General features: G+C 45.7%; 25 protein-coding genes and 5 pseudogenes. 21 read left to right on the forward strand and 9 right to left on the reverse strand.

What is annotated here, in order from left to right; genetic code table 11:
- Positions 1-59 precede the first annotated feature (59 nt).
- Genes ACLJXE_RS15640 through ACLJXE_RS15655 form a run of 4 tightly spaced genes read left to right on the forward strand, consistent with a single transcriptional unit; the run spans position 60 to position 3,334 of the window.
- On the forward strand, positions 60-980 hold the full coding sequence (locus ACLJXE_RS15640; RefSeq protein WP_086523764.1) for a baseplate J/gp47 family protein: 921 nt from the start codon (positions 60-62) through the stop codon (positions 978-980).
- Positions 970-1,533: a phage tail protein I gene (locus ACLJXE_RS15645; protein ID WP_137379073.1), complete on the forward strand. Its 564-nt coding sequence runs from the start codon at positions 970-972 to the stop codon at positions 1,531-1,533. The genes ACLJXE_RS15640 and ACLJXE_RS15645 overlap by 11 nt, the downstream gene beginning before the upstream one ends.
- Positions 1,526-2,815 carry a phage tail protein gene (locus tag ACLJXE_RS15650; protein WP_343287094.1) on the forward strand — a complete coding sequence of 430 codons (1,290 nt, stop codon included), beginning with the start codon at positions 1,526-1,528 and terminating at the stop codon, positions 2,813-2,815. The genes ACLJXE_RS15645 and ACLJXE_RS15650 overlap by 8 nt, the downstream gene beginning before the upstream one ends.
- Before the next feature lie 3 nt (positions 2,816-2,818).
- Positions 2,819-3,334 carry a tail fiber assembly protein gene (locus ACLJXE_RS15655; RefSeq protein WP_149691525.1) on the forward strand — a complete coding sequence of 172 codons (516 nt, stop codon included), beginning with the start codon at positions 2,819-2,821 and terminating at the stop codon, positions 3,332-3,334.
- Between the two features lie 68 nt (positions 3,335-3,402).
- Here ACLJXE_RS15655 and ACLJXE_RS15660 read toward each other — a convergent pair.
- Positions 3,403-3,546: pseudogene (locus ACLJXE_RS15660) on the reverse strand (DinI-like family protein); the annotation flags it as partial.
- Positions 3,547-3,808: 262 nt separating this feature from the next.
- On the opposite strand from ACLJXE_RS15660, the gene ACLJXE_RS15665 reads away from it, so the two are divergent.
- Positions 3,809-5,368: an EAL domain-containing protein gene (locus ACLJXE_RS15665; RefSeq protein WP_199970771.1), complete on the forward strand. Its 1,560-nt coding sequence runs from the start codon at positions 3,809-3,811 to the stop codon at positions 5,366-5,368.
- Positions 5,369-5,855: 487 nt separating this feature from the next.
- Here ACLJXE_RS15665 and ACLJXE_RS15670 read toward each other — a convergent pair.
- Positions 5,856-6,056 (reverse strand): annotated as a pseudogene (locus ACLJXE_RS15670) (hypothetical protein); the annotation flags it as partial.
- Here ACLJXE_RS15670 and ACLJXE_RS15675 point away from each other — a divergent pair.
- The 10 genes and pseudogenes from ACLJXE_RS15675 (at position 6,039) to ACLJXE_RS15720 (ending at position 12,362) form a co-directional block, all read left to right on the forward strand.
- Positions 6,039-6,329 (forward strand): hypothetical protein, encoded by a 291-nt coding sequence (locus ACLJXE_RS15675; protein ID WP_410751474.1) that lies wholly within the window; start codon positions 6,039-6,041, stop codon positions 6,327-6,329. The pseudogene ACLJXE_RS15670 and the gene ACLJXE_RS15675 sit on opposite strands and share 18 nt — an antisense overlap.
- 10 nt (positions 6,330-6,339) lie before the next feature.
- Complete coding sequence (locus ACLJXE_RS15680; protein WP_410751348.1) at positions 6,340-6,696, forward strand: hypothetical protein; 357 nt, start codon at positions 6,340-6,342, stop codon at positions 6,694-6,696.
- A gap of 413 nt (positions 6,697-7,109) precedes the next feature.
- The gene (locus tag ACLJXE_RS15685) at positions 7,110-8,723 is read left to right on the forward strand and encodes a mechanosensitive ion channel family protein (RefSeq protein WP_410751349.1); all 1,614 of its coding nucleotides are present in this window, start codon (positions 7,110-7,112) and stop codon (positions 8,721-8,723) included.
- A 251-nt stretch (positions 8,724-8,974) separates the two neighbouring features.
- Positions 8,975-9,166 (forward strand): DinI-like family protein, encoded by a 192-nt coding sequence (locus tag ACLJXE_RS15690; RefSeq protein ID WP_410751350.1) that lies wholly within the window; start codon positions 8,975-8,977, stop codon positions 9,164-9,166.
- Positions 9,167-9,937: 771 nt separating this feature from the next.
- On the forward strand, positions 9,938-10,360 hold the full coding sequence (locus tag ACLJXE_RS15695; RefSeq protein WP_410751351.1) for a hypothetical protein: 423 nt from the start codon (positions 9,938-9,940) through the stop codon (positions 10,358-10,360).
- A complete protein-coding gene (locus tag ACLJXE_RS15700) occupies positions 10,357-10,737 on the forward strand; it encodes a hypothetical protein (RefSeq protein WP_410751352.1) in 381 nt (126 codons plus the stop codon). The genes ACLJXE_RS15695 and ACLJXE_RS15700 overlap by 4 nt, the downstream gene beginning before the upstream one ends.
- A 24-nt stretch (positions 10,738-10,761) precedes the next feature.
- On the forward strand, positions 10,762-11,022 hold the full coding sequence (locus ACLJXE_RS15705; protein WP_286629231.1) for a membrane lipoprotein lipid attachment site-containing protein: 261 nt from the start codon (positions 10,762-10,764) through the stop codon (positions 11,020-11,022).
- Positions 11,023-11,054: 32 nt separating this feature from the next.
- Positions 11,055-11,177, forward strand: a pseudogene (locus ACLJXE_RS15710) (DNA polymerase V subunit UmuD); the annotation flags it as partial.
- Between the two features lie 16 nt (positions 11,178-11,193).
- The gene (locus ACLJXE_RS15715) at positions 11,194-11,262 is read left to right on the forward strand and encodes a hypothetical protein (protein WP_410751467.1); all 69 of its coding nucleotides are present in this window, start codon (positions 11,194-11,196) and stop codon (positions 11,260-11,262) included.
- 104 nt (positions 11,263-11,366) lie between these two features.
- Positions 11,367-12,362 carry a hypothetical protein gene (locus ACLJXE_RS15720; RefSeq protein ID WP_410751353.1) on the forward strand — a complete coding sequence of 332 codons (996 nt, stop codon included), beginning with the start codon at positions 11,367-11,369 and terminating at the stop codon, positions 12,360-12,362.
- Positions 12,363-12,392: 30 nt separating this feature from the next.
- Here the strand turns inward: ACLJXE_RS15720 and ACLJXE_RS15725 are convergent.
- Both ACLJXE_RS15725 and ompC read right to left on the reverse strand, forming a co-directional pair.
- Positions 12,393-12,833 (reverse strand): annotated as a pseudogene (locus ACLJXE_RS15725) (SOS response-associated peptidase family protein); the annotation flags it as partial.
- A gap of 267 nt (positions 12,834-13,100) precedes the next feature.
- A complete protein-coding gene (gene ompC, locus ACLJXE_RS15730; protein ID WP_410751354.1) occupies positions 13,101-14,291 on the reverse strand; it encodes a porin OmpC in 1,191 nt (396 codons plus the stop codon).
- Between the two features lie 441 nt (positions 14,292-14,732).
- On the opposite strand from ompC, the gene ACLJXE_RS15735 reads away from it, so the two are divergent.
- The 3 genes from ACLJXE_RS15735 (at position 14,733) to ACLJXE_RS15745 (ending at position 17,380) form a co-directional block, all read left to right on the forward strand.
- Positions 14,733-15,428: a phosphohydrolase gene (locus ACLJXE_RS15735; RefSeq protein ID WP_410751355.1), complete on the forward strand. Its 696-nt coding sequence runs from the start codon at positions 14,733-14,735 to the stop codon at positions 15,426-15,428.
- Between the two features lie 73 nt (positions 15,429-15,501).
- A complete protein-coding gene (locus ACLJXE_RS15740) occupies positions 15,502-16,932 on the forward strand; it encodes a DNA cytosine methyltransferase (protein WP_410751356.1) in 1,431 nt (476 codons plus the stop codon).
- Positions 16,913-17,380, forward strand: coding sequence for a very short patch repair endonuclease (locus tag ACLJXE_RS15745; RefSeq protein WP_410751357.1), 468 nt, complete (start codon positions 16,913-16,915; stop codon positions 17,378-17,380). The genes ACLJXE_RS15740 and ACLJXE_RS15745 overlap by 20 nt, the downstream gene beginning before the upstream one ends.
- On the opposite strand, the gene yedA is transcribed toward ACLJXE_RS15745, so the two are convergent.
- Entirely contained in the window at positions 17,372-18,292 is a 921-nt protein-coding gene (gene yedA, locus ACLJXE_RS15750) for a drug/metabolite exporter YedA (RefSeq protein WP_410751358.1), read from the reverse strand. The two genes, ACLJXE_RS15745 and yedA, sit on opposite strands and share 9 nt — an antisense overlap.
- A gap of 178 nt (positions 18,293-18,470) precedes the next feature.
- Between yedA and ACLJXE_RS15755 the strand changes: the two genes are divergently transcribed.
- Entirely contained in the window at positions 18,471-19,382 is a 912-nt protein-coding gene (locus ACLJXE_RS15755) for a DUF808 domain-containing protein (protein WP_353655421.1), read from the forward strand.
- Positions 19,383-19,459: 77 nt separating this feature from the next.
- Positions 19,460-19,642, forward strand: a complete 183-nt coding sequence (locus tag ACLJXE_RS15760; RefSeq protein WP_061068109.1) for a YodC family protein — start codon at positions 19,460-19,462, stop codon at positions 19,640-19,642.
- A gap of 206 nt (positions 19,643-19,848) precedes the next feature.
- Here the strand turns inward: ACLJXE_RS15760 and yodD are convergent, their stop codons facing one another.
- Positions 19,849-20,076 carry a YodD family peroxide/acid resistance protein gene (gene yodD, locus ACLJXE_RS15765; RefSeq protein ID WP_137381521.1) on the reverse strand — a complete coding sequence of 76 codons (228 nt, stop codon included), beginning with the start codon at positions 20,074-20,076 and terminating at the stop codon, positions 19,849-19,851.
- A 162-nt stretch (positions 20,077-20,238) separates the two neighbouring features.
- Here yodD and dsrB point away from each other — a divergent pair, with 162 nt between their 5' ends.
- Entirely contained in the window at positions 20,239-20,427 is a 189-nt protein-coding gene (gene dsrB / locus ACLJXE_RS15770; protein WP_005127768.1) for a protein DsrB, read from the forward strand.
- A gap of 47 nt (positions 20,428-20,474) precedes the next feature.
- Here the strand turns inward: dsrB and rcsA are convergent, their stop codons facing one another.
- From rcsA to fliQ, 3 genes and pseudogenes are all read right to left on the reverse strand, one after another.
- Positions 20,475-21,098 (reverse strand): transcriptional regulator RcsA, encoded by a 624-nt coding sequence (rcsA, locus tag ACLJXE_RS15775; RefSeq protein WP_040232455.1) that lies wholly within the window; start codon positions 21,096-21,098, stop codon positions 20,475-20,477.
- A gap of 229 nt (positions 21,099-21,327) precedes the next feature.
- Positions 21,328-22,171: pseudogene (fliR, locus tag ACLJXE_RS15780) on the reverse strand (flagellar biosynthetic protein FliR).
- An 8-nt stretch (positions 22,172-22,179) separates the two neighbouring features.
- Positions 22,180-22,449 (reverse strand): flagellar biosynthesis protein FliQ, encoded by a 270-nt coding sequence (fliQ, locus tag ACLJXE_RS15785; RefSeq protein WP_003030425.1) that lies wholly within the window; start codon positions 22,447-22,449, stop codon positions 22,180-22,182.
- Position 22,450: the final 1 nt, after the last annotated feature.

Here is a 22,450-nt window from a genome sequence, read left to right on the forward strand (position 1 = left end):
TATCGAGGGGATCAACAAGGAAACCAATTTACCTGTCAGAACGGGAGACATAACGATTTATGGCAAGCAGCTATGACGTGATCAACCTGTCAGAACTGGACGTACCGGATGCCATTGTGGTGCCGGATGCGACGGAAATCTTCACCCGGTGGCTGGCGCGCCTGCGGGAACTTGATGAGCAGTTTGATGCGCTGGTGGAATCCGATCCGACGTTTAAACAGGGGGAAGTGAATGCCTATCAGCTGACGCTGGCTTTTCAGCGGGTTAATGATGCCGTGCGGGCGGTATTTCTCGCGAGTGCAAAAGAGGCTGACCTTGACCAGATAGGTGCCGCATTCAACGTTAAGCGGCAGGTGATTAAGCCCGGCGATCCACTTGCTGTTCCGCCTGTGGAGCCTGAGCTGGAAGGCGATGCGGCATTTCGCGAACGTATCCAGCTTTCATGGGCACAGCTGAATACGGCAGGCGCGCGTAACGCTTACCGCTTTCATGCAAAGTCTGCCGATACGGATGTGCTGGATGCAGATGCCTATGGGCCGGAAACCCATAACCGGCCCGGCTACGTTGATGTCTATGTCCTGTCCCGTACCGGGGATGGGACAGCGGGACAGCCCCTGCTTGATAAGGTTAACAGCACACTGAATGCGGATGAAATCCGCCCGTTAACGGACTATGTGACGATAAAAAGTGCCACGATTGCAAACTATGCTGTTACGGCAGAACTGGAAATTCCGGAAGGACCGGACGCCAGTACAGTGCTGAATAATGCCATCGATGTTTTACGGTCATACACCACGCTTTCCCATCGGATTAAAACCGTCGTCCCCCTGTCCGCCATTTATGCAGCTCTGCAGCAATCCGGTGTGGTCAGGGTAAGACTGATTTCTCCGGTGGCAGATCTGGAAGCGGAAGCGGGTAAAGCACCGTGGTGTACCGCCATCAATGTCACCCGCAGGGAGGTCAGCAGCAATGACGGCTAAGTTTCGATCCCTGCTGCCTCCTGGCGCATTTCATGAAGAGCGGGCGCAGGAGCAGGCCAGCGCTGAGCAAATCGCCACTCTCGATACCAATATGGTGCGCAAGTCCAAAAACCCTGATACCTGCCCGGCGCATCTTCTCCCCTGGCTGGCCTGGGAGCATGCTGTTGATTTCTGGGATGACAGCTGGACAGAGGCGCAAAAGCGGCAGGTGATAAAAGATGCCGCTTATGTTCATCAGCACAGGGGAACGGCCGGGGCGGTACGCCGTTCTCTTGGGTCAGTGAACCTGCCCACGACCGTGGTTGAGTGGTGGGAAGACACCCCACGCGCTGTACCTTACACCTTCCGGATCGAAGTACAGAGCAGTGAAGGGGTCAGTGACGCTCTCTATCATCAGATACGCCAGCTTACTGACCGTGCCAAGAACCTGCGTAGCTATCTGAGCAAAATTGATGTGATGGCGAATGTGGGTATGGACGGTGCTTTTTATTTTTCGGGTGCGACAACAGCGCATATCGATGTGGACATTTTTGCCGGGGAATCTCATGGCTGATTACTACTCAATTATCACTAACCGGGGTAAAGAACTGGAGGCAGAGGCGCTTGCCAGTGGTCGTCTGATTGCACTGACTCACTTTGTGGTGGGTGACAGTAATGGCAAGCAGGTCAGGCCTGATCCGGCGCAAGTCCGGTTGATTAATGAAACTTACCGGGGAGATATCGCTGATCTGGTTGTGTCCCCGGAACAGTCCACGCAGTTAATGGCGAAAATCGTTCTGCCGACCGGGATTGGTGGATTTACCGTTCGTGAAGTCGGTTTAATGACGGATACCGGAGAACTTTACGCGGTGGCAAACTGCCCATCGATCGATAAACCTGTTGGTGGTGTCAGTGTAAATATGCAGTTTCGCCTGGCAGTATCAGATACCTCAAGCATCACGCTGAATGTTTCCACAGGAGACGGATTATTTCTGCGTATAGATCAGAACCTGAAAGAGATAAAAGCGCGTGGCGCGGAAGCACAAAAAACATCGCGGGAGTCAATTGGTGTCGTTGATGGTTCTACACAACAAAAGGGATTGCTCCAGCTTAACAGTGCGGTGAACAGCACCAGTGAAACACAGTCAGCGACTCCACTGGCTGTCAAAATCGCGATGGATAATGCGAATGCGCGACTGGCTAAAGACCGGAACGGCAATGATATTCCTAATCCGCAGTTGTTTGTCCAGAATATCGGTTTAAAGCCCACGGTTGATAAGGCTGCTAATGCCGTTGATAAAAACGGCGACACAATGACCGGGGGACTGACGCTGGTAGAAAGTGATATTGTCCTAAAAACATCCAGTTCAGACAGCCCGCAGTACACAATTATTAATACCACAACGGGGGCATCTGTGAATATGGACCTTATTGACAGAAGGTTTCGTATTTTTGGTGTTCCGTGGGGTGGTGGTCCTGTTAAACAATTTACGTTCGATCTGGAAACTGGCGAGTTCAGTATTCCGCAGGCCAGTATAAGATTTGGGTCGGGTATCATCCAGGCTGATGCAAATATTTACGGCGCTGCATGGGGAGAGAACGGTAATTCGGGCTGGATAAATATTTGGATAAACAATCGCATTAATGAGGCGAAAACATGGGTTAACCAAAATTTTATTACTGGTGTGAAACGTGGTGCACAGAGCAGTATGGTTATGGATGGCGGACTGGTGGAAGCTCCTTCTGGCTGCGTCCTGACTGGCGGGAACGGAAACGAGAGCAATCAGGTCGGTATCGCTTTATATCGTCCTCTGCAAGTATGGCGAAATGGTGGCTGGGTAACGATTGGTGATTAAAAAATGAAATTAACTAATTTACAACGCTATATTCCTGACGAGTATTTTTTGGGTGATGATATTCAGTATTTTATCGATGCCACAGGAAAGGACTGGTATAAATCGCTGTCTCAATTCACAAAGAAATACAGCCTGGCAATCGAAAACGATACTGGCATTATTCGTAGTATCAGCGAAGATGCATCACGGCTTTATCCCGGTGGTTTGACGGTTGTTGATGTTGACAGTATTCCTGATGGTTGTGACATCTTCGGGGGATGGGTTTTTGACGGGGAAAAAGTTATTCCACGCCAGTACACAGATGAAGAACTAAAGCGGCAGGCAGAAGCAAAAAAACAGGCGCTGCTTATGGAAGCCGATGCCGCGATTACACCACTTGAACGGGCAGTCAGGTTAGGCATGGCAACCGATAAAGAAATAGCACTGCTCACTGAATGGGAAAGATATTCGGTACTGATAAGCAGGATTGATACCAGTAATCCGCTGGAAATTGCCTGGCCGGACAAACCTGAACAATAGGGTGCTGTGTTGGGAATCAATCCGCTGCAGCTTTTACGAAGCGATGCTGTAGCGGATGTTGAAAGGCTTTATGCGCTTACTGACCAGAATTCAGTTTCTTCAAACATTTCCTGAACTGTCTGACTTATCTGTTCTTTCTCCTGCTTGCTGGCATCAGTGTTGATCGCCGGCAGTGTCATCATCGGTTTTATCCGAATATCAGCATCGGGGAAGAACTCTCCCTCATACTCAGTCCCCCATGGGTGCTATCATTATCACAATGTTTGTAAATGTAGGGGGACATTTACTTGATTGAAATGCAGACATAGATCTCACTTATATAGTTTTGTACTATATTATGATGTTAGTTTCTAATGAAAAGTATAAAGAAAAATCCATTATGGCCGATAACCTATTTTAATTGTATTTTCGACATTGTAAATTGATAGTGGAATGTATGGTGTCACAAAGGGTTAAGATATATTAGAGGTTGATATGATAAATAATTACAAATTGACTAAACTTAAGCCCTATGTGATATCAATCACATTTTCATTCTTGATTTTTTCCTCGTTAACTGAGGTTTCTACTTATTATATATATAAGGAACGTATCGATTCATATACAGAACGAGTATTGAATAGAAGTGTTAGTCTCATTCAACAGATTGATAAAATAAATGATGATTATGAGATATTTGATGCTTATAGTCCCTGTAGTGAACTACAACTTCATGTTGTAAGAGTCGCTCTATGGCCTTATGCACTTATAAAGGATATATCATTTATTTCTAATGGGGCAATTACTTGTACTGCGTTGTGGGGAAAGTTGCCAGCACCATTATCACTCAATATATACGATAGAAAAGTCGAAAAGGATAATTTGACGTGGTTTTTTGGCGTGTTGTTGGAAAATAATGTTAAAGCTGATTTACTAAGCAACCAGAAGTTAGCTATAACGATTTCACCATTTGCTTTTAACGGATTTGTTACAGACCATGAAGAGAAGGGGTTTTCTGCCATTGTCGGCAATAGAGACCACTCTCTTCATTTGTTTAAGTTTGGTGATCAAGTCGATCTGCTTGAGGGGGCTAAACATGATAAGTCCTATCAATTAGGACTTATTACTACGCAAAGTTGTAATGGGAAGCATGACATCTGTGTCATGGGAGGAGTTAAATTTCCTTGGGTGAGTTTCGATAATTCGTTAATAATCTTGTTGATTGCATTCACATCTACTGTAACAGGTGTCCTTTTAGGTGTTGTTTATAACCAAAGGGTTGCACGTAAACAATCATTAGCATCAAGATTAAAAAACGCCATAAGAAGTGAATCATTATATCTTGTATATCAACCTATTTATAAAATAAAAACTGGTAAGATTATTGGTGTGGAGGCACTAATTAGATGGGATGATTATGATATTGGTAGTATTCCACCTGATATATTTATTCCTATTGCTGAGGAGCATGGTTTAATTCAAGATGTAAGTAACCTTGTATTTCGAATGGTAGTAAAAGAAGCCAGGTCTCTTTCTGAAAAATTTAATGTTTTTATAAGCATTAATGTTAGTTCTCAAGATCTTTTGTCTGAATCTTTTCAAGGAAAAGTGTTTCAGATGATCGATGAATTAAATATAGAGCCTGGAATGATAATGATGGAATTAACAGAAAGACAAAGTGCGGATCTAAATTCACTCCAAAAGGTAATTTCTTTATTTAATGATAAAGGCATTTCAATAGCCATTGATGATTTCGGGACAGGCTATTCAAATTTAAACTGGCTGTCAAGTTTGCAAATAGATGAAATTAAAATTGATAAATCAATTACAGACTCTATTGATGAATACTCTATAAGTAATAATGTATTATCAGGATTAGTTGAGATTTTTAAAGATATAACCCATAAAGTCGTATTCGAAGGTGTAGAAACATCAACTCAGGTTAATTATTTAACTGAAATGTTCCCTGAGTGCGGTGTACAGGGATGGTATTACTCAAAGCCGTTACCTATAGATAAATTGACAGAGTTAGTCGAGGATGCCAATTTGCCTTAATATTTATTACTTTATTTTCATTGTTTTCACATTCTATATAACACGCGTAACCGCAGGCTATATAAAGAAGGATTTTGATATCTTGCCGCATTCAATCGGCTAGTTGGTTCAAAATTGTATGGAATGCCGCGTACAGCTTCTTCAGAGAGCAGGCGAGATAGTCTTCACGCGACATTGACTGGGAAAATCTCCCACACATTTTCACCTCTAAGCCGTACTTTGAGGTATAGGTTTTAGCTCATAAAGTGTTGGTATATTAAGTATGGATAAATGAGTAACTAGTTGAATTTTATGAAGTGGAAATATTGTGGATATACCAGCGAGAAAAGTTAAGTTATTGAAAATAGTACCGATAAAATCGGTCTCGAAAACCGGAGTAGGGGCAACTCTACCGGGGGTTCAAATCCCCCTCTCTCCGCCACTATTCAAACACTTAGCTAAATTCCATTCAACGACTCATGTCACACTTGGTATAGTGTTGGTATATTTACTTGGTATAAAACTCGCCATCATCATCTTCTGATTTACCCAATACTGGAAGATCCAGTGTGGGAGAAATTTTCACTTTTCTGTCATAAACCACAACTTGGCTTTCAGTTTTGTGACCTGAGAATAGTTGTTTGTCCTTACTCGAACCTTCGTAATCAGATATTCCCCTGGCTTTGAGATCATGAAAAGTACACGGCAGTTTTCTATCTGTTTTTTTCCTGCCAGTGATATTGCAAAAGCGGGTATTGAAGAGCTGCAATCCCAAAACGAAGAACTGGCTATACAGCTAGCTAACGCCGAGAGCAAGCGCAGGGAGCTGGCGGCGGAGAACGGGCAGGTGCTGCGCCTTCTCACCGACATTAGCGAGAACCATAACGAATACATCAATCAAGATGAGTATCGGTACGCGGGCGAAAAGTTTGTTTGTAATGATGGCTCTGTCAGCAAATCTAAGAAGGTTTGTCAGAAATAGTTGCCGAAAAATGGCACTCACCATCAAAATCACACCCGCTATGGCGGGTTTTTCACTCTCTAACGGATATGTTATTTTTTATGCATTAAGAGCGAGTAGTAGTATGCTGCTGGGGAGAACATGGATTCAACAAACGACGAAGAAAAACGCAGAGAATTTGAAAAATTCATCATTGAAAGGTTTGGTGATGCAGTTGACCTTCGCAGGGCAAAACATGGCAATAACGGATATATGTCATGGGAAGCGGCAGTTGCCTGGATTGTCTGGCGGGAGCGCTCATCGCATCATGAAACAACGTCTGCCGGAAACTGAGCGTGATTCTCTCCATGCCATCCTGGTCGCGCCATCTGAATATAGCATCATGTAACGACAGTACCGCGACAAATAACCAACCAGCATGTTTTTCATTCATTCTGCTTTATGCTCACCTACCCCAAGTTCAATTATTCTGCTGCAAAGTTGTTCGATGGAGCCAGGAGTGAACGTACTTGCGAAAACGTGAGGTTAACTCGACTTCATTCTGAGTGACAACAATCAACACGTTTTCAGTGTGTATCAGAAAAGACGGAGGTAGGCATTGAGTTATATTCAGGTTGAATGACTGTACGGAATGATTGCGTTAAATCCCCTCAAACTGCTGAGTTCATTTCATCGATAATACAAGTAAAACCATTTCTTACAGGCGTTGCATAAGCAAAACGCTAGTCTATGCTCAAGAGAGGATGAAACCGTATTTCGATTCAGATAATAACAAGACAATTAGCCTTTGGGGTGCTTGTGATGAAAAGGATCCTGCTCGCTTTCTTAACCTGCTTTGCTACTCTGATCGCTTTCACTTCGATTGCCGCTGAACCCCGGCAGCAACCTTCTGAGCAAGAACGTGCCCGCACCGTATATATCTTCCATCAACCGATAGTAATGCTTCAGGCGAAGTTCGGTTTGAGCACGCCGGAGGAGCGGGTGCTACGTATCCGTAATACATTGCGAAACTTCACTGAAACCGATGTGCGTGAGCCGCTAAAAATCGTTTCTGTCACCCGTTATAACCAACCGGGAAGGCTTATCGTGATGAACGGTAAACCAGTGATGTTGCTGAGCGCTGGTGACCTGGATGAAGGGGATGATCTCACACTCGATCAGGCGGCAAATCGTGTGTTGGTGCGCATGGAGAAGCAACGAAAAGCGCTGAGCGATCAGTTTAACAGTGGCTGGCTGGTACTTTCAGCAGTGAAGACTGCAGTGGGATTCCTGGGACTGGTTTTGTTCTGGTACTGTTCATACCGTTCCTGTCGCTGGGTGAGCCGTGTGTATCGTCGGCGCATTATTGAGAACCGTAGCGTGATCCCCCAACACTGGAGACGCTTTATTGGCGCAATCGAAACACGCCTATATACCATCCTAATAATTCTGATCGGCATCGTGGCATTGTATGTCTGGCTCAGTTGGGTGTTCGGCCTGTTTCCCTGGACGCGCGTCTGGGGTGAATCATTGGGTGACTGGCCTGTTCGCGTGGTGCAAGGGATTGCACTGTCCATCGTCTCGGCCCTGCCGGGGTTAATGATCGTAGTAATCATTTTTTTCATCACAGCATTAATTCTGAAGCTGTTAAAGGCGGTACTCAACCAAGTGGAAGCAGGGCGTTTACAATTGCCGGGTATTCATCCAGAGACAGTAGGAGCCACCCGTAAGTTGATATCCGTAGTGGTATGGCTCTTTGCGTTATCAGCAGCTTATCCTTTCTTACCCGGGGCCAATTCCCTGGCATTTAAAGGCATCAGTGTATTCTTTGGACTGATGCTTACACTGGGTTCGGCCGGGGTTATGAACCACGCAATGAGTGGACTGGTATTGATCTACTCTCGTGCTCTGCGAAAAGGGGACATGATTCGGGTGGCTGATAACGAGGGGCTGGTAAGCGAAATCGGTATGCTGGCGACAAAAATCATCACCCGTGAAAATTATGTGGTCACGGTACCTAATGCGGTAGTGGTAAGCGGGAAAATTACTAATTTGAGCTCACTAAGCGTTAACGGAGGTGTCAACCTAACTGTTGGTGTCACTATTGGTTATGACACTCCCTGGCGTCAGGTCCATGCAATGCTGGAGTTGGCGGGCAAGCGAGCCAATGGCGTTGATCTTTCACAGCCACCATTGGTTCGTCAATTGAATCTGATGGACTGGTATATTGCCTACGAGTTGCAGGTATGCCTGTTACCGGGTGTGTCGCTGGCAGATGCCCGTAACGAACTACACAGCAATATTCAGGATGTCTTCAATGAATTTAATGTGCAGATTATGTCCCCTAACTTTGTGCTGCAACCGGAAAATAGTGTGATGGTGGCCAAAGAGAACTGGTATATGCCACCGGCTATGCCACCGCAAGGTAAGGAATGACTTGCTGCCTTGATATTGTGATGTCGCTATCTGGGTTTAAATTCGGTTCCCGACGATGATCTCCGTCAGATGGAAAATGTAGCCTTTATTCGTCGAAATCCAGCATGCGCTAATTTACCTGAATTATGTCAGCAGAAAGAAAATAATTTTCACAAAAGTATAGTGAATTCAACCACCTGAGTCTGTGGTCCTTTCTTTCTGCTACTGACAGGAAATTAACAATTTGTGCTCTTAAAACGGTGATCATTTCCGTGGACGCAGCATCAGCACTGGAGAAAGAATTGCTTAAGCACCTGAATGATCACTATGACAATTGCAGGCTCACAATTCGCCGTGCCGGGTCGGATGGGTTAAGTATTTTTGGCGGTGACAAGGACGACAAAAAGAAAATTGAATCACTCCTTCAGGATACCAGGGAAAACGCTGGCGACTGGTTTTATTAATTAGTAGAAAGAGCTGGTTATCGTGTTTACCTGGGAGTAGGTAGCTGCTCTTAAATGTGGTAATGAGTATTGTTATACTATGAATTAATTATCATAAAACTATTAACCCCAGTCGTATACTTGCCATTGGGGGGGGGGGCCTTAACGAAAGGTAACAGGCTTGAGATACAATATCACTTCATTTGCAGTACATCACTGAAACAACTCGATGATATATATATCAGCCTTCCATTAATAATTTAGTAACCTCGCCGTAAATTACCTTCAACTTTTTATGTGGCCAATGGTTATGACTGTATGATTACGAGTGAATGTTTACTTTGGCTTGCACGTAAAATGTAGAGTCAGAATATTCCTATTAAGTAGCAGGTGATTGAAATAATTTGCATGCCTCATATAAATAGTGATATCTATCACATATCGAAACATGTGCTTGATGTGCATCTTAATGAGTTTGATGGCTGAGCTAATATGCTGTGACTGCATGCGTGGTAACCTTTTTTATCATTGAGTTTCAATAATGGCGGTATACATTAAAGCATCATTTTATAATGTTTTAATTGCGAGGTTGTTATGAAAGTAAATATTAAAGATATACATTGAGAAAACCATTAGCCAACTGTTCTTTGTGGACTTAACTCCCACGCCCCGCGCAGTAGTGGGGTTTTTTAAAGACTTATCTGGTCTGTTTTGCAGTACCTACACCTATTTTAAAACAGACCAGATAAAGGCAGTCAGTTTGTGTTTTGCACCAAGGCAATGAGGTTGTCTATGAGAATGGTTTTGATTTTTCCAGTATTAATACTTGCGCTATTGGCCTGTTCACAAAAACCTGGCGAGGAAACATCACAGGAAAAAGCACAAAATATATTCAAAGAAGCGAATGTAAAGCCAGACTCTGTCGAGCTTGAATCAACAGCAAGCTTGCTTGATGAATGTAGCATTAATGGGCGTAAGGAAAAAGCTGAAGGGAAATCAATTTCAGATGTAATAATAAAGGCTAATAAAGATACGGATACAGCTCTTGCTGGGTTTAATTCAGTTATGAGTTCAAGAGGCATGTCAAAAAAACCGGAAGGTAAAAAGGCGGAAGAGTTACTACGCCTGACATTATTAGCCTGTACAGAAACTGAAATTCAGGCATATCGCACGGGTGTTGTAAGTACTAACAATCCAGTAAGAGGTAAACCATGAAAAAGTTAATTGTTTTTGCCATTGTTGCTGTAATTCATTCATCACCTGCATTAGCTATTAATGCTCATTACCGCGCTCAGCTTGAGCGTTCCGGTTGTACTGAAATGAATGCAGGAACCACTTGTGATATTCACAAAACTGCGGAACAGAATGAACGAAATACCCGTCGCCATGGTGGCAATAATTCTCCGGATGTAATCCGCACTCATTTAAATCAGATGGTGGTTGGATCTTTCCGTGGAGAGGCTGTCGATGTAATGGAGTCTGACGGATGGACGCGCATTTCTCAGGACGGTACTAAATATCGTAAGGGGGAGCATTACGCGACCCTGGTCTGGGGACAGGACGATGCTGTTGCATCGGTAGTTGTTCGCTGATTAATAATAAAAGAGACACAACACATGAAAAAGACAATCACATTTATTGCACTGACAGCCTTATTATCTGGCTGTTCTGCAGATTTTGCACAACGTTACGCTGATGCGAAACGTGAGCAAGACCGTAAGGAACACCATCATCACCATCATGAACGGCAGAATGACGATTATACCAGCTCCGATGGATATCGCATGATCACTAAGCAAGGTGTAACTCTTCCTGATTGTGAGGAACTGCCCGATGCCAGTCAGGCGGATAATGGTGGACGCTGCTGGTACAGGTAAGGCTGTAATTCTTTCAGTCAGAATATCTTTTTGTGGTGATTGCTGCCATTGATGGCGAGTTTACTGTTAAAGGTCTGCAGTTAAACCCGGTAGTTATGCTTGTTCCTGAAAACAGTGCCGATTCGCCCATCAGGATAAACAGTGAAGCAACAATGGCAGATGAAGGGGGAGATGTTCTCGCCCCGGTATACAACGAGATATTCTGATTTATTATGCATTAGAGAGCGCGTGAGTATTTAAGGTGCTCATAAAATTCATACAAAACTACTATTCCAGTAATTGAAATGTGAACGATCATATAATGAAGTGTTTTTAAATTTGCAACCAATATCGTGGGTGAGCCGATGAAAACAGAAAAAATATTTTCTATAAGCCTGGCTTTCATTCCACTCATTTCATTTGCAGATATGAATAGCTGTGTTGGGTTAGCCAACACTCTAAAAGAGTATAATATATCGAGCCAGTCGTCAGCATTTCTAAATAGTGCATTTGACCAATATTGTGACCAGAGTGGTTCCACAAAAACATCAGGTGGCGGGATTGGGTTGGATATGGTGATAAAAGCCATTCCAGTTAAATTTACTGGGAGTTATTCTTCGACAGAAGAAGGCTTTAGAAACTTTTGTAAAAATTACTCGTCAGTAGCAACTGCTGCCGAGAGAAAATTTTCGTACGAAGAGAAAATAGCTACCAAGTCCTTGGAAACAATAGACTCATGCTTGCGGATCGCTGCGACTGGAGCAGTGGTGACGCATGAAATACCAAACGCAAAATCCGTCGTATTTTATTTGCAAAGCGGTTCAGCAACGAAATTAGAGTTAAAAGGATTGTTCCCTACTCCTGATGATGGTGTTTTATGTAAATCACAAGTTGATGGACAGCTTAAAAATATAACTGAAGAAACGTACACCAAAGTTGAACCAAGCATTAGTATTTCTTGTTCGAGAACTGCTAAGGCACAGAGTTCAGGGGTTAAAACGTATGAAGAGCAAGTAATAACACTGGCCACCAATCTAGGTAACTACACAGTTTTTTTACCACAAGATGAAAGAATGCCAATAGATATGGCTCAAAACATTTCGAACCGAGTGGACAAGCTTGAGACAAGTAGCTTTGAACTTTCCGCAAAAACATTATCTTTAGAAAATGATTCGAATAAAGAAAAAGTTGCGTTGAAGTTTGTGGTAGTTACTAATACAGAGAATTGTCCAGATGGCTGGACAAGCCAGGGAGTGGTAGGTTGGATAATGCACAATTCAGATTATAGTAACAACGTCGGAAAAGGGGGGAGATTCAATGACGACTGGACATGGACGCATCCTCGGTTATGTAAACGTTAAAGTTTTTTATCGGCGGCAGCCGTCACTATCGATCAGAAATCCTTCTGTTTCATCTCCACGTTCAAATGGTGTGCTGCCAATCGCTGCCATGAATATCGGCTGACCATCGGCCCGATGAATGAAGTAGGGCTGTTTCTTGTCTCCTTCCTTTTTCCACTCAAACCAGCCATCAGCAAAGCAAATAGCACGGCCATGTTGCCAGAGTGGCTTAAATATTCTGCTGGTGGCGGCAGTTTCAGAGCGTGCGTTAATTAGCGGCGGTTTATCCCTCCATCCAGGGGCGTACCCCCAAAGCACAGGATCAAGATGCAGTTGTTCATCACGTTCGCTCAGAAGCAGAACTTTAGTGCCTGGCGCTACGTTGAAACGTCCGATGGGTTCTGGATTGTACGGAATGTCGCGTTCAGCTTCTTCAGAGAGCAGAGCGAGATAGTCTTCACGCGACATTGACGGGGAAAATCTTCCACACATTTTCACCTTCAGGCTGTACTTTGAAGTATAGGTTTTAGCTCAGAAAGTGTTGGTATATTAAGTATGGGGAAACGAGTAACTAGTTGAATTTTATGAAGAGGAAATATTGCGGGGATACCAGCTAAAAAAGTTAACTTATTGATAATATTACCAATGAAATCGGTCCCGAAAACCGGATTACGGGCAGCTCTGCTGGGGGGCAAATCCCCCTCAAATAAACAAAAAGCCAGCTTCATATGAAGCTGGCCCGATACGTATTGTACAAAATTAGAACTGGTAGACTAAGCCAAGGGCAACAATATCGTCAGTTGAGATACCGTTTTTTTCATAGAAGTTGTCGTCTTCATCCAGCAGGTTGATTTTGTAATCAACGTAGGTGGACATGTTCTTGTTGAAGTAGTAAGTCATACCCACTTCAACATATTTGACCAGGTCTTTGTCAACGTAACGCCAATTACCACGACTGACCTTCTGACCACCTAAATCACTACCTTTGGACTGCAGGTAAGATACAGACGGACGCAGACCGTAATCGAACTGGTACTGAGCCACAACTTCAAAGTTCTGCGTTTTGTTAGCGATACCGCCACTGAGTTGGCCATCACCGCCGCCATAGTAGGTCATGTTGCGGGTTTCTGCATACATCGCAGCCAGATAGATATCATTGGCATCATATTTCGCACCAACGGTCCAGGCATCAGCTTTGTCGCCGCCAGCATAGTTGTTTCGGTGATTAATGCCATCATTGTGACCACGAGCAACTTGATCATTGGTACGGTCTGAGCTGGAGTACGCCGCACCCAGGCTTAAACCGAAGTCGAAGTCATAGGAGGTAGACATACCGAAACCGTCGCCGTTTTCTTTCGCCAGTTTACGGTCTTCGCTGCTGTTACCGGAACCTTCCTGACCAGTCAAGGTACCTTCACCTTCGTTATTACCCTGATACTGCAGGGCGAAGTTCAGACCGTCAACCAGACCAAAGAAGCCTTTGTTACGATAAGTGGCAACACCGTTAGCACGACCGGTCATATACACGTCGGTCTGGGTGTAGCTATCACCCCCAAATTCCGGCAGCATATCGGTCCAGGCTTCCACGTCGTAGACCACGCCATAGTTACGACCGTAATCGAAGGTGCCGTTCTCTCCAAATCCTAAGCCAGCGAAAGCCAGACGAGTCCAGGAATCGCCTTTATCACCTTCGCTGCCGTTGGCTTGAATGTTATATTCCCACTGACCGTAACCGGTGAGCATATCATTGATCTGTGTTTCACCTTTAAAGCCGAAACGCGCATAGGTCTGATCGCCGTCATTGCCTGCATCGTCAGAGAAATAACGCAGACCATCTACTTTTCCGTACAGATCCAGTTTATTGCCGTTTTTATTATAGATTTCAGCCGCATTTGCTGCGCCTGCAGCTAATAAAGCAGGGAGGAGCAGAGCCAATACTTTTCTTTTCATTATGTATTTCCTTATGGTAATAATTTATATGAATATGTAGTTCATCCCAAAAAACACATTTTGATACTATCTATGAAGTTCATTTAATTTAAAAGATAACATGTAACAATTATATATAAAGAATTTCAAAATGTTTCAGTAATGGTTTTGTATAATGCGTTTAGTATGATTAATTAAATATTATTTTAATAATAAATGTATGTTTATCATTGCGTTATGGCTTTTAATTTTATATACATAAAATGTATTAAATTGACGATATTTATGTGTTTCAGATAGCGTGTGTAATTAATATATGGTTTGGATGTTTGTATTGAAAGCTGAAGGACTCTTATCTAAAAATAAATTGAAATATTTTTAATAATGGTGAATCTAAGACTGGTAGTGGTCTGTGATGAAAATTGTTGCTAAGGTGGTTTTCTTTCTGCACAGAGAATTAGCGTGAAACTACAATACTGGCAGTCACAATTTGAAGCATGGCTGCGTGAGAATCATTCAGGGCAAGATGCCGCCCATGACATCTTTCATTTTCGCCGCGTGTGGATGACATCGCAAAAGTTGAGTACTGATGCAGGTATTGACTGGCTGGTCGTACTAACCGCGTGCTATTTCCACGATCTTGTCAGCTTACCGAAAAACCATCCGGAGCGTCATCGTTCATCGGTACTGGCCGCACAGGAAACCTGTCGTGTACTGTCACAGGAATTTCCTGAATTTCCTCAGGATCGGCTACATGCGGTGAGTCATGCTATTGCTGCGCACAGTTTTAGCGCAAAAATTACGCCCACTACCCTTGAAGCCAAAATCGTTCAGGATGCCGATCGACTTGAGGCGCTCGGTGCTATCGGTCTGGCGCGTGTGTTCGCCGTTTCTGGCTCGCTGGGTGTGGCATTGTTTGATGCGGAGGATCCGTTTGCCCGGCAGCGCAACCTGGATGATAAACAGTACGCGCTCGATCATTTCCAGACCAAACTGCTGACGTTGCCACTGACAATGCAAACCGAACAAGGGCGGCATCTGGCGCAGCATAATGCTGACTTCTTATTGACATATATGGCGAAACTCAGCGCAGAATTAAAAGGAGACTATGAAATGTTGGATCTTGCGGCGATTCAACCCTTTAAAGCTTATCAGTAGTCATCACTGCTGAAACGTCAATCGCGCCAATTTATGTTAACCTGTCGACTATCCATTTCGGCCGGTTAAACGTATGCAGGATTATTTTTCAGTAGCAGGCTCCATGAAACCAATGACAGATGATACCGGAGTTACCGTTCAGGTGATTTTGGCTAAGTTGCTTGAAATATATGATGTGAAAACACTGGTTGCTCATCTCAATGGCGTCGGCGAAAACCACTGGAGCCCGGCTATCTTTAAGCGTGTGGTCGCCAATGAAACATGGCATCGTCTTAGCGATCGTGAGTTTGCTCACCTGTATTCTTTACTCCCGACGCCGCCTGCACATCATCCGCATTATGCCTTTCGGTTTATCGATCTTTTTGCCGGAATAGGCGGGATTCGCCGTGGTTTCGAAGCGATAGGCGGGCAGTGTGTGTTTACCAGTGAATGGAACAAACATGCTGTTCGCACCTATAAAGCGAACAACTATTGTGATCCTGAGCAGCACCATTTTAATGAAGATATTCGCGATATCACCCTCAGCCATCATGAGGGGGTGAGTGACGAGCAGGCTGCAGAGCATATTCGTCAATACATTCCCGATCACGATGTCCTGCTGGCCGGCTTCCCTTGCCAGCCATTTTCTCTGGCGGGTGTATCAAAGAAAAACGCGTTAGGACGCGCCCACGGTTTTGCGTGCGATACGCAAGGCACACTTTTTTTTGACGTGGTGCGAATCATTGATGCGCGTCGACCAGCGATATTTGTGCTTGAAAACGTCAAAAACCTGAAGAGTCACGACCAGGGAAAAACGTTTCGTATCATCATGCAAACGTTGGATGAACTGGGCTATGACGTGGCGGATGCAGCAGATAATGGCCCGGATGACCCGAAGATTATCGATGGGCAACATTTTTTACCCCAGCATCGCGAACGTATTGTGCTCGTCGGTTTTCGCCGGGATCTGAACCTGAAGTCAGACTTTACTTTACGCGATATTGTCAGCCGCTACCCTCAGCGTCGAACGACGCTCGCAGAGTTGCTTGAACCGACCGTTGATGCGAAATATGTGCTGACACCGGTGCTGTGGAAATACCTGTATCGCTATGCGAAAAAACATCAGGCACGGGGTAATGGGTTTGGTTACGGTATGGTCTATCCCGGCAACCCCGATAGCGTAACGCGTACATTATCCGCACGTTACTATAAGGATGGGGCAGAAATTTTGATAGACCGTGGCTGGGATATGGCGCTGGGGGAACAGGATTTCGATGATCCCGCCAATCAGCAACATCGCCCTCGTCGATTAACACCAAGAGAGTGCGCACGCCTGATGGGGTTTGAGTCTCCTCAGGGGTACCAGTTTCGCATTCCTGTATCAGATACCCAGGCTTACCGTCAGTTCGGTAATTCGGTGGTCGTCCCGGCATTTGCGGCGGTAGCCAAACTGCTGGAGCCGAAGATCAAACAGGCGGTTGCGTTACGCGAGAAAGAACAGCAGCATGGCAGACGTTCACGATAAGGCGACGCGCAGTAAAAATATGCGGGCGATAGGGACCCGCGATACGGCGATCGAAAAACGTCTGGCCAACATACTGACGGAGCAAGGGGTAACGTTTCGCGTGCAGGATGCGACGTTACCTGGCCGTCCCGATTTTGTCGTGGATGACTATCAGTGTGTGATTTTTACCCACGGCTGTTTCTGGCATCATCACAACTGCTATCTCTTTAAAGTCCCGGCAACCCGTACGGCGTTCTGGCTGGAGAAGATTGGAAAAAATGTGGAACGTGATAAGCGGGACTGCGATAAATTGCAGGCGTTGGGATGGCGGGTCTTGATTGTCTGGGAATGCGCCCTGCGTGGGCGTGAGAAACTGGATAACGAGGCACTGTCTGAACGGGTTATCGAATGGATCTGCGGCGGCGGAGCCACCGCGCAGATCGACACTCAGGGTATTCATTTACTGTAACGACTTTTCCGATGGGGCTGCGACCGCGTCCGCTTTGACAGGGAATAAGTATTTCCCCAGCGTCACCAATACCACGGCAAAAACAATGATCCCGAGCGCCAGCCACTCGATCAACGCCAGGCTTTCACCTCCCAGGCCCGTGCCTAACAGAACCGCCACCACCGGATTGACGTAGGCATAGCTGGTCGCCAAAGCCGGGCTTACATTACGGATAAGGAACATATAAGCGTTAATCGCAATAATTGAGCCGAACAGAGCGAGGTATGCCACCGCCATAAAACCGGAGAAGGTTGGTATCGTGGTCAGCTTTTCTCCACAGAGCAGCGACGCGCACATCAGCACAATACCCGCGGCTAACATTTCAATGGCACCGGCCATCATGCCAACGGGTAAGGTGATGCGAGAGCCGTACACGGAGCCAAACGCCCAGCTCATTGAACCAATCAGGATTAATACCGCCCCCCAGGGATTACCGCTCAAGTTACCACCGCTGTTAAGCATGATGATCCCGGCGAGTCCAATGGCGATCCCCATCCATTCCAGTTTGCGTGTTTTGATGCCAAAAAAGTGGCTAAAGCACAGGGTAAACAGCGGGACGGTAGCAACCACCACAGCGGCAATACCGGAAGGGACGTTTTGATGTTCTGCGACAGTAACGAGGCCATTGCCCACCGCCAATAGCAGTATACCAATCAGTGCCGCATTCAGGAGTGGGCGCAGTGGTGGCAGCTTATGTCCGCGAATCAGTAAAAATGCGGTTAATAAAATGCCTGCAGAGAGAAAGCGCACGCCAGCCATCATCAACGGCGGCCAACTTTCAACACCAATGCGAATAACGAAGTACGTGGAACCCCAAATGATGTACAGCGCGAAGAGCGCACTGAAAAGTGGTAACAATTGCCTGAAACGCATAATCCCTCACGGTGGAAATAAAAAGGTGCAACATAGTAAACGTCAAAACTATCATGCTGGCGAGATTTATAATTGCCTGCCGTTGTTAAATATTTGTTGACCAGAAAGGCCAGTTTCAGCATGGCGTGTTTTACTTCATACTTATGACTGCAAAAAAATAATATTGAGGATTAAAATTTTGGCAGGAAGTAGCTTACTCACCTTGCTTGATGACATCGCCACGCTTCTGGACGATATCTCAATGATGGGAAAACTGGCCGCGAAAAAAACGGCGGGTGTGCTGGGAGACGATTTGTCGCTTAACGCGCAACAGGTGTCGGGCGTGCGGGCGAACCGCGAGCTTCCGGTGGTCTGGAGTGTGGCTAAAGGATCTTTCGTCAACAAAGTTATCCTGGTGCCGCTGGCGCTATTGATCAGCGCCTTTATTCCATGGGCGATCACGCCCTTATTGATGATTGGTGGGGCGTTCCTCTGTTTTGAGGGGGTGGAAAAAGTGCTTCACACCCTGGAAGCGCGAAAACACCAGGAAACGCCAGAAGAACGACAGCAGCGTCTGACATCTCTTGCCGCACAGGACCCGCTGACGTTTGAGAAAGATAAAATCAAAGGGGCGGTACGTACTGACTTTATTTTATCTGCGGAGATTGTGGCCATTACGTTGGGTATTGTGGCGGATGCACCGTTGTTGAATCAGGTACTGGTTTTGTCGGGTATTGCTTTGGTGGTGACCGTTGGCGTGTATGGTCTGGTCGGTATTATTGTGAAGCTCGATGATATTGGCTACTGGCTGGCAGAAAAGCGCAGCGCACTTGCTCAGGCTCTGGGGAAGGGATTGCTGGTGGTTGCTCCCTGGCTCATGAAATCACTTTCCGTGGTTGGCACGCTGGCGATGTTTTTAGTTGGCGGCGGCATTGTGGTACACGGTATCGCACCGCTGCATCATGCGATTGAGCACTTTGCCCAGCAACAGAGTTCATTCATTGCACTCATGCTTCCGACCCTGCTTAATCTGGTGCTCGGCTTTATTATTGGTGGGATCGTGGTAATGCTGGTAAACATGGTGGCCAGATTACGCGGAGTTTCGCACTAATTGTCGCGTGGTAGATTACGCAAAACGTCTCTTTGTCGTCTAAGGTGAAAAGGTTTCTCTTGATACAGGAGGCAGGTATGGTCTTTTCTGTCAGTGAGGAAGTCACCGCGAAAGAGGGTGGCCCACGCATGATCGTTACCGGGTATGCCAGCGGAATGGTGGAGTGCCGCTGGTATGACGGTTTTGGCGTCAAACGGGAGGCATTTCGTGAAGATGAACTGGTTCCTGGCGAACGCAGTCCGCTACGCCAGGATGCCTGAATATCACAGGCTGGTGTAACCTGGTGATCTCTCAACCATTAGTTATATTTATCATTTTGGTGAGAATTATTTACTTGTCAGGCAAAAAAATTGCAGATAAGGTTGGTTTCGCATCAGATTTCCTGGTGTAACGAATTTTCAAGTGCTTCTTGCATAAGCAAGCTTGATCCCGGCCCGATAAGGGCCGGGATTTTTTTCGCCCAAAGTCAGCGATTGATCTCCGTCACGCTAAAATCATGGATATCAAGCTCGAACGCGTCGGCCAGTTCATGCCATGTATGATAATCCCGGCCATCAACGCTGACACGATCGGGGTCATCATGGCTGCGGTGAATTTCGCTTTCGCAGATTTCGTTGATAGCTTTCAATAGTGCGTCCACATCGACGCTGACTTCACGTTTGGCCGTATCGCTGTACTCTTTCGCGGTTTTCATCCTCATACCTCTCAACCGTTAAGGATACCGGAGCACGTATCAGAATCTCTGATACGTACAAGTTAAGTATAGACCGTCGAGAAAACCCGCAATCACGCGAGCAGGGCGCTGCCAGGAAAAGGAATTTGTTCTACACTGGCACAAAGCCACAGGAGGAAAACGATGAAGGTGAATGATCGGGTTACAGTCAAAACGGACGGCGGGCCGCGTCGGCCAGGCCGGGTACTGGCGATTGAAGAGTTTAGTGAAGGCACCATGTACCTGGTTTCTCTGGAAGACTACCCGCTCGGTATCTGGTTCTTTAATGAGTCAGGCCATCAGGATGGTATCTTTGTGGAAAAAGTGGAGTAATTCAGGTGCTGATTCTGACTGGTGGCGAACCCACCAGTCAGAACGTCCTAACGCATGTTCACAAAGATACCATTGGTGACGTTATCCGTGAGTCGTACAACGTGATAGATAACTTGCTTATTATGTGTCTTGATCTTTCGTTTTATATTCCCCTTATGGGATGAGACTGTCTTCGCTTTGATATTCATTTGATCGGATATCTGTATTGTTCCCTGACCGGCCATCCACATACGTAGCATGCTGGATTCGGTGCGGCTTAATGATAGTGTTGGCAGGTTCACATCAATGACAATATCCACTTCCTTTTTCAGAATATCGCCAAGAAGTTCATCCAGTGAATCTGGTTTAATCGACTTAGAGCTGATTAATAAATTTTTTCTTACTAAGAGATACTCATCAAAATGGACATTGGCAATTGCCATAAACACAATAAATAAAGTGCTGGGATGTTGATTAATGATTTGCTTAATTCTCTGGCTGTTGTCCGGATCGTGAATAAAGCAGTCTTCATTAATAAACACCACAGACGGCTGCAGTGAGACACAGGCGATGCTGAGCTCATCAACGCTTGAAATATCGTTGATTTCCCTTTTCTTCACCCCCCGACTTACCAGATATCCGGTCAACCCTAGTCGGGTGTAACTGCATAAATCCATAATAATCGTTGACATGGCATACCCTCACTCAATGCGTAACGATAATTCCCCTTACCTGATTATTTCATCACAACTAAACGGAATAATAACGACCCAATATGACGCTTTCGCTGTTTTCAGGCGAATTTACTATCCCGTAAAGTTGCGTATAATTTGCCAGGAAACATCTTAAAGTAAAGTAAATGTTGCGTTATGTGAGTGAGGCAAAAACAAATAAACCGCGACAGCGTTATCCTGGTGGATGTTACCTGTATTTGGATTTAGGACAATCCTTAGTAAAACAGGATAAAAAATAAGGGTTATTATTTTGAAGGCATTTCACTAATGATGTCAGCCAACAAATTAAAAATCTCACTGAATAAGCGCTCACAGAAGGGCGCAATTAATGGCATTAGCGCGGCCATTAATGAAATACCCACGGTCAGGGTGAGTGGGAAACCAATGACAAATATCGATAGCTGTGGCGCCATACGGTTTAACAAACCGAGTGCGAGGTTGAGTGTGAGCAGCAGTGTCATCACCGGCAGAGCCAGCATCAGGCCATTGAGGAAGATGAGCCCTCCCGCCCGCGCCAGCGCGAGAAAGGCATTGCTATTAACCGGATGGCCACCGATAGGCAGAGTATGGAAGGTATCCACCAACAGTGAGATAAGCCACAAGTGACCATTAAAGGTGAGGAACAGCAGCATCGCCAGCAAATCTATCAGACGTGCCAGAACGGGCATATTCAGGCGGCTGCCCGGGTCGAAGAAGGTTGCGAAGGAGAGACCCATTTGCAGCCCGATGATTTCCCCGGCGGTACGCACCGCGGCAAACGCAAATTGCATGGTGAACCCTAACGCGATGCCAATCAGGATTTGCTGCATCGCCTGCCATATCGCGCCGACAGAAAAGATAGGCACGTTTACGGGGGGAAGCAGCGGAGCGATAACCATGGTAATCATCAACCCCAGCCCCAGTTTTACTCGCTTGGGGATGGCGCGTTCACTGAGTATCGGAGCCGTCGAAATGAGCGCCAGTATGCGCAGCAGGGGCCAGAAGTAAAGATTCAGCCAGTGGAGCCACTCAACGCTGGTCACCTGCAACATAGCGTCGCTTACCCGATGATGTAGGGGATATTGCTGAACAGCGTACGCACGTAGTCGAGCAGCAAGTTAAGCATCCACGGACCTGCAACGATGATGGCAATAAAGACCGCGACTATTTTCGGAATGAAGGACAGCGTCATTTCGTTAATCTGGGTTGCCGCCTGCAGGATACTGATGATAAGACCCGTGACGAGGGCAACCAGCAACAAAGGTGCGGCAAGGGCGAGGGCGACTTTCATCGCCTCAGTGCCCATCATCATGACCGATTCAGGAGTCATT

Origin of the sequence: Citrobacter sp. U14242 (genome assembly GCF_046555775.1) — a bacterium.
In the GTDB taxonomy this organism is placed as follows: domain Bacteria; phylum Pseudomonadota; class Gammaproteobacteria; order Enterobacterales; family Enterobacteriaceae; genus Citrobacter.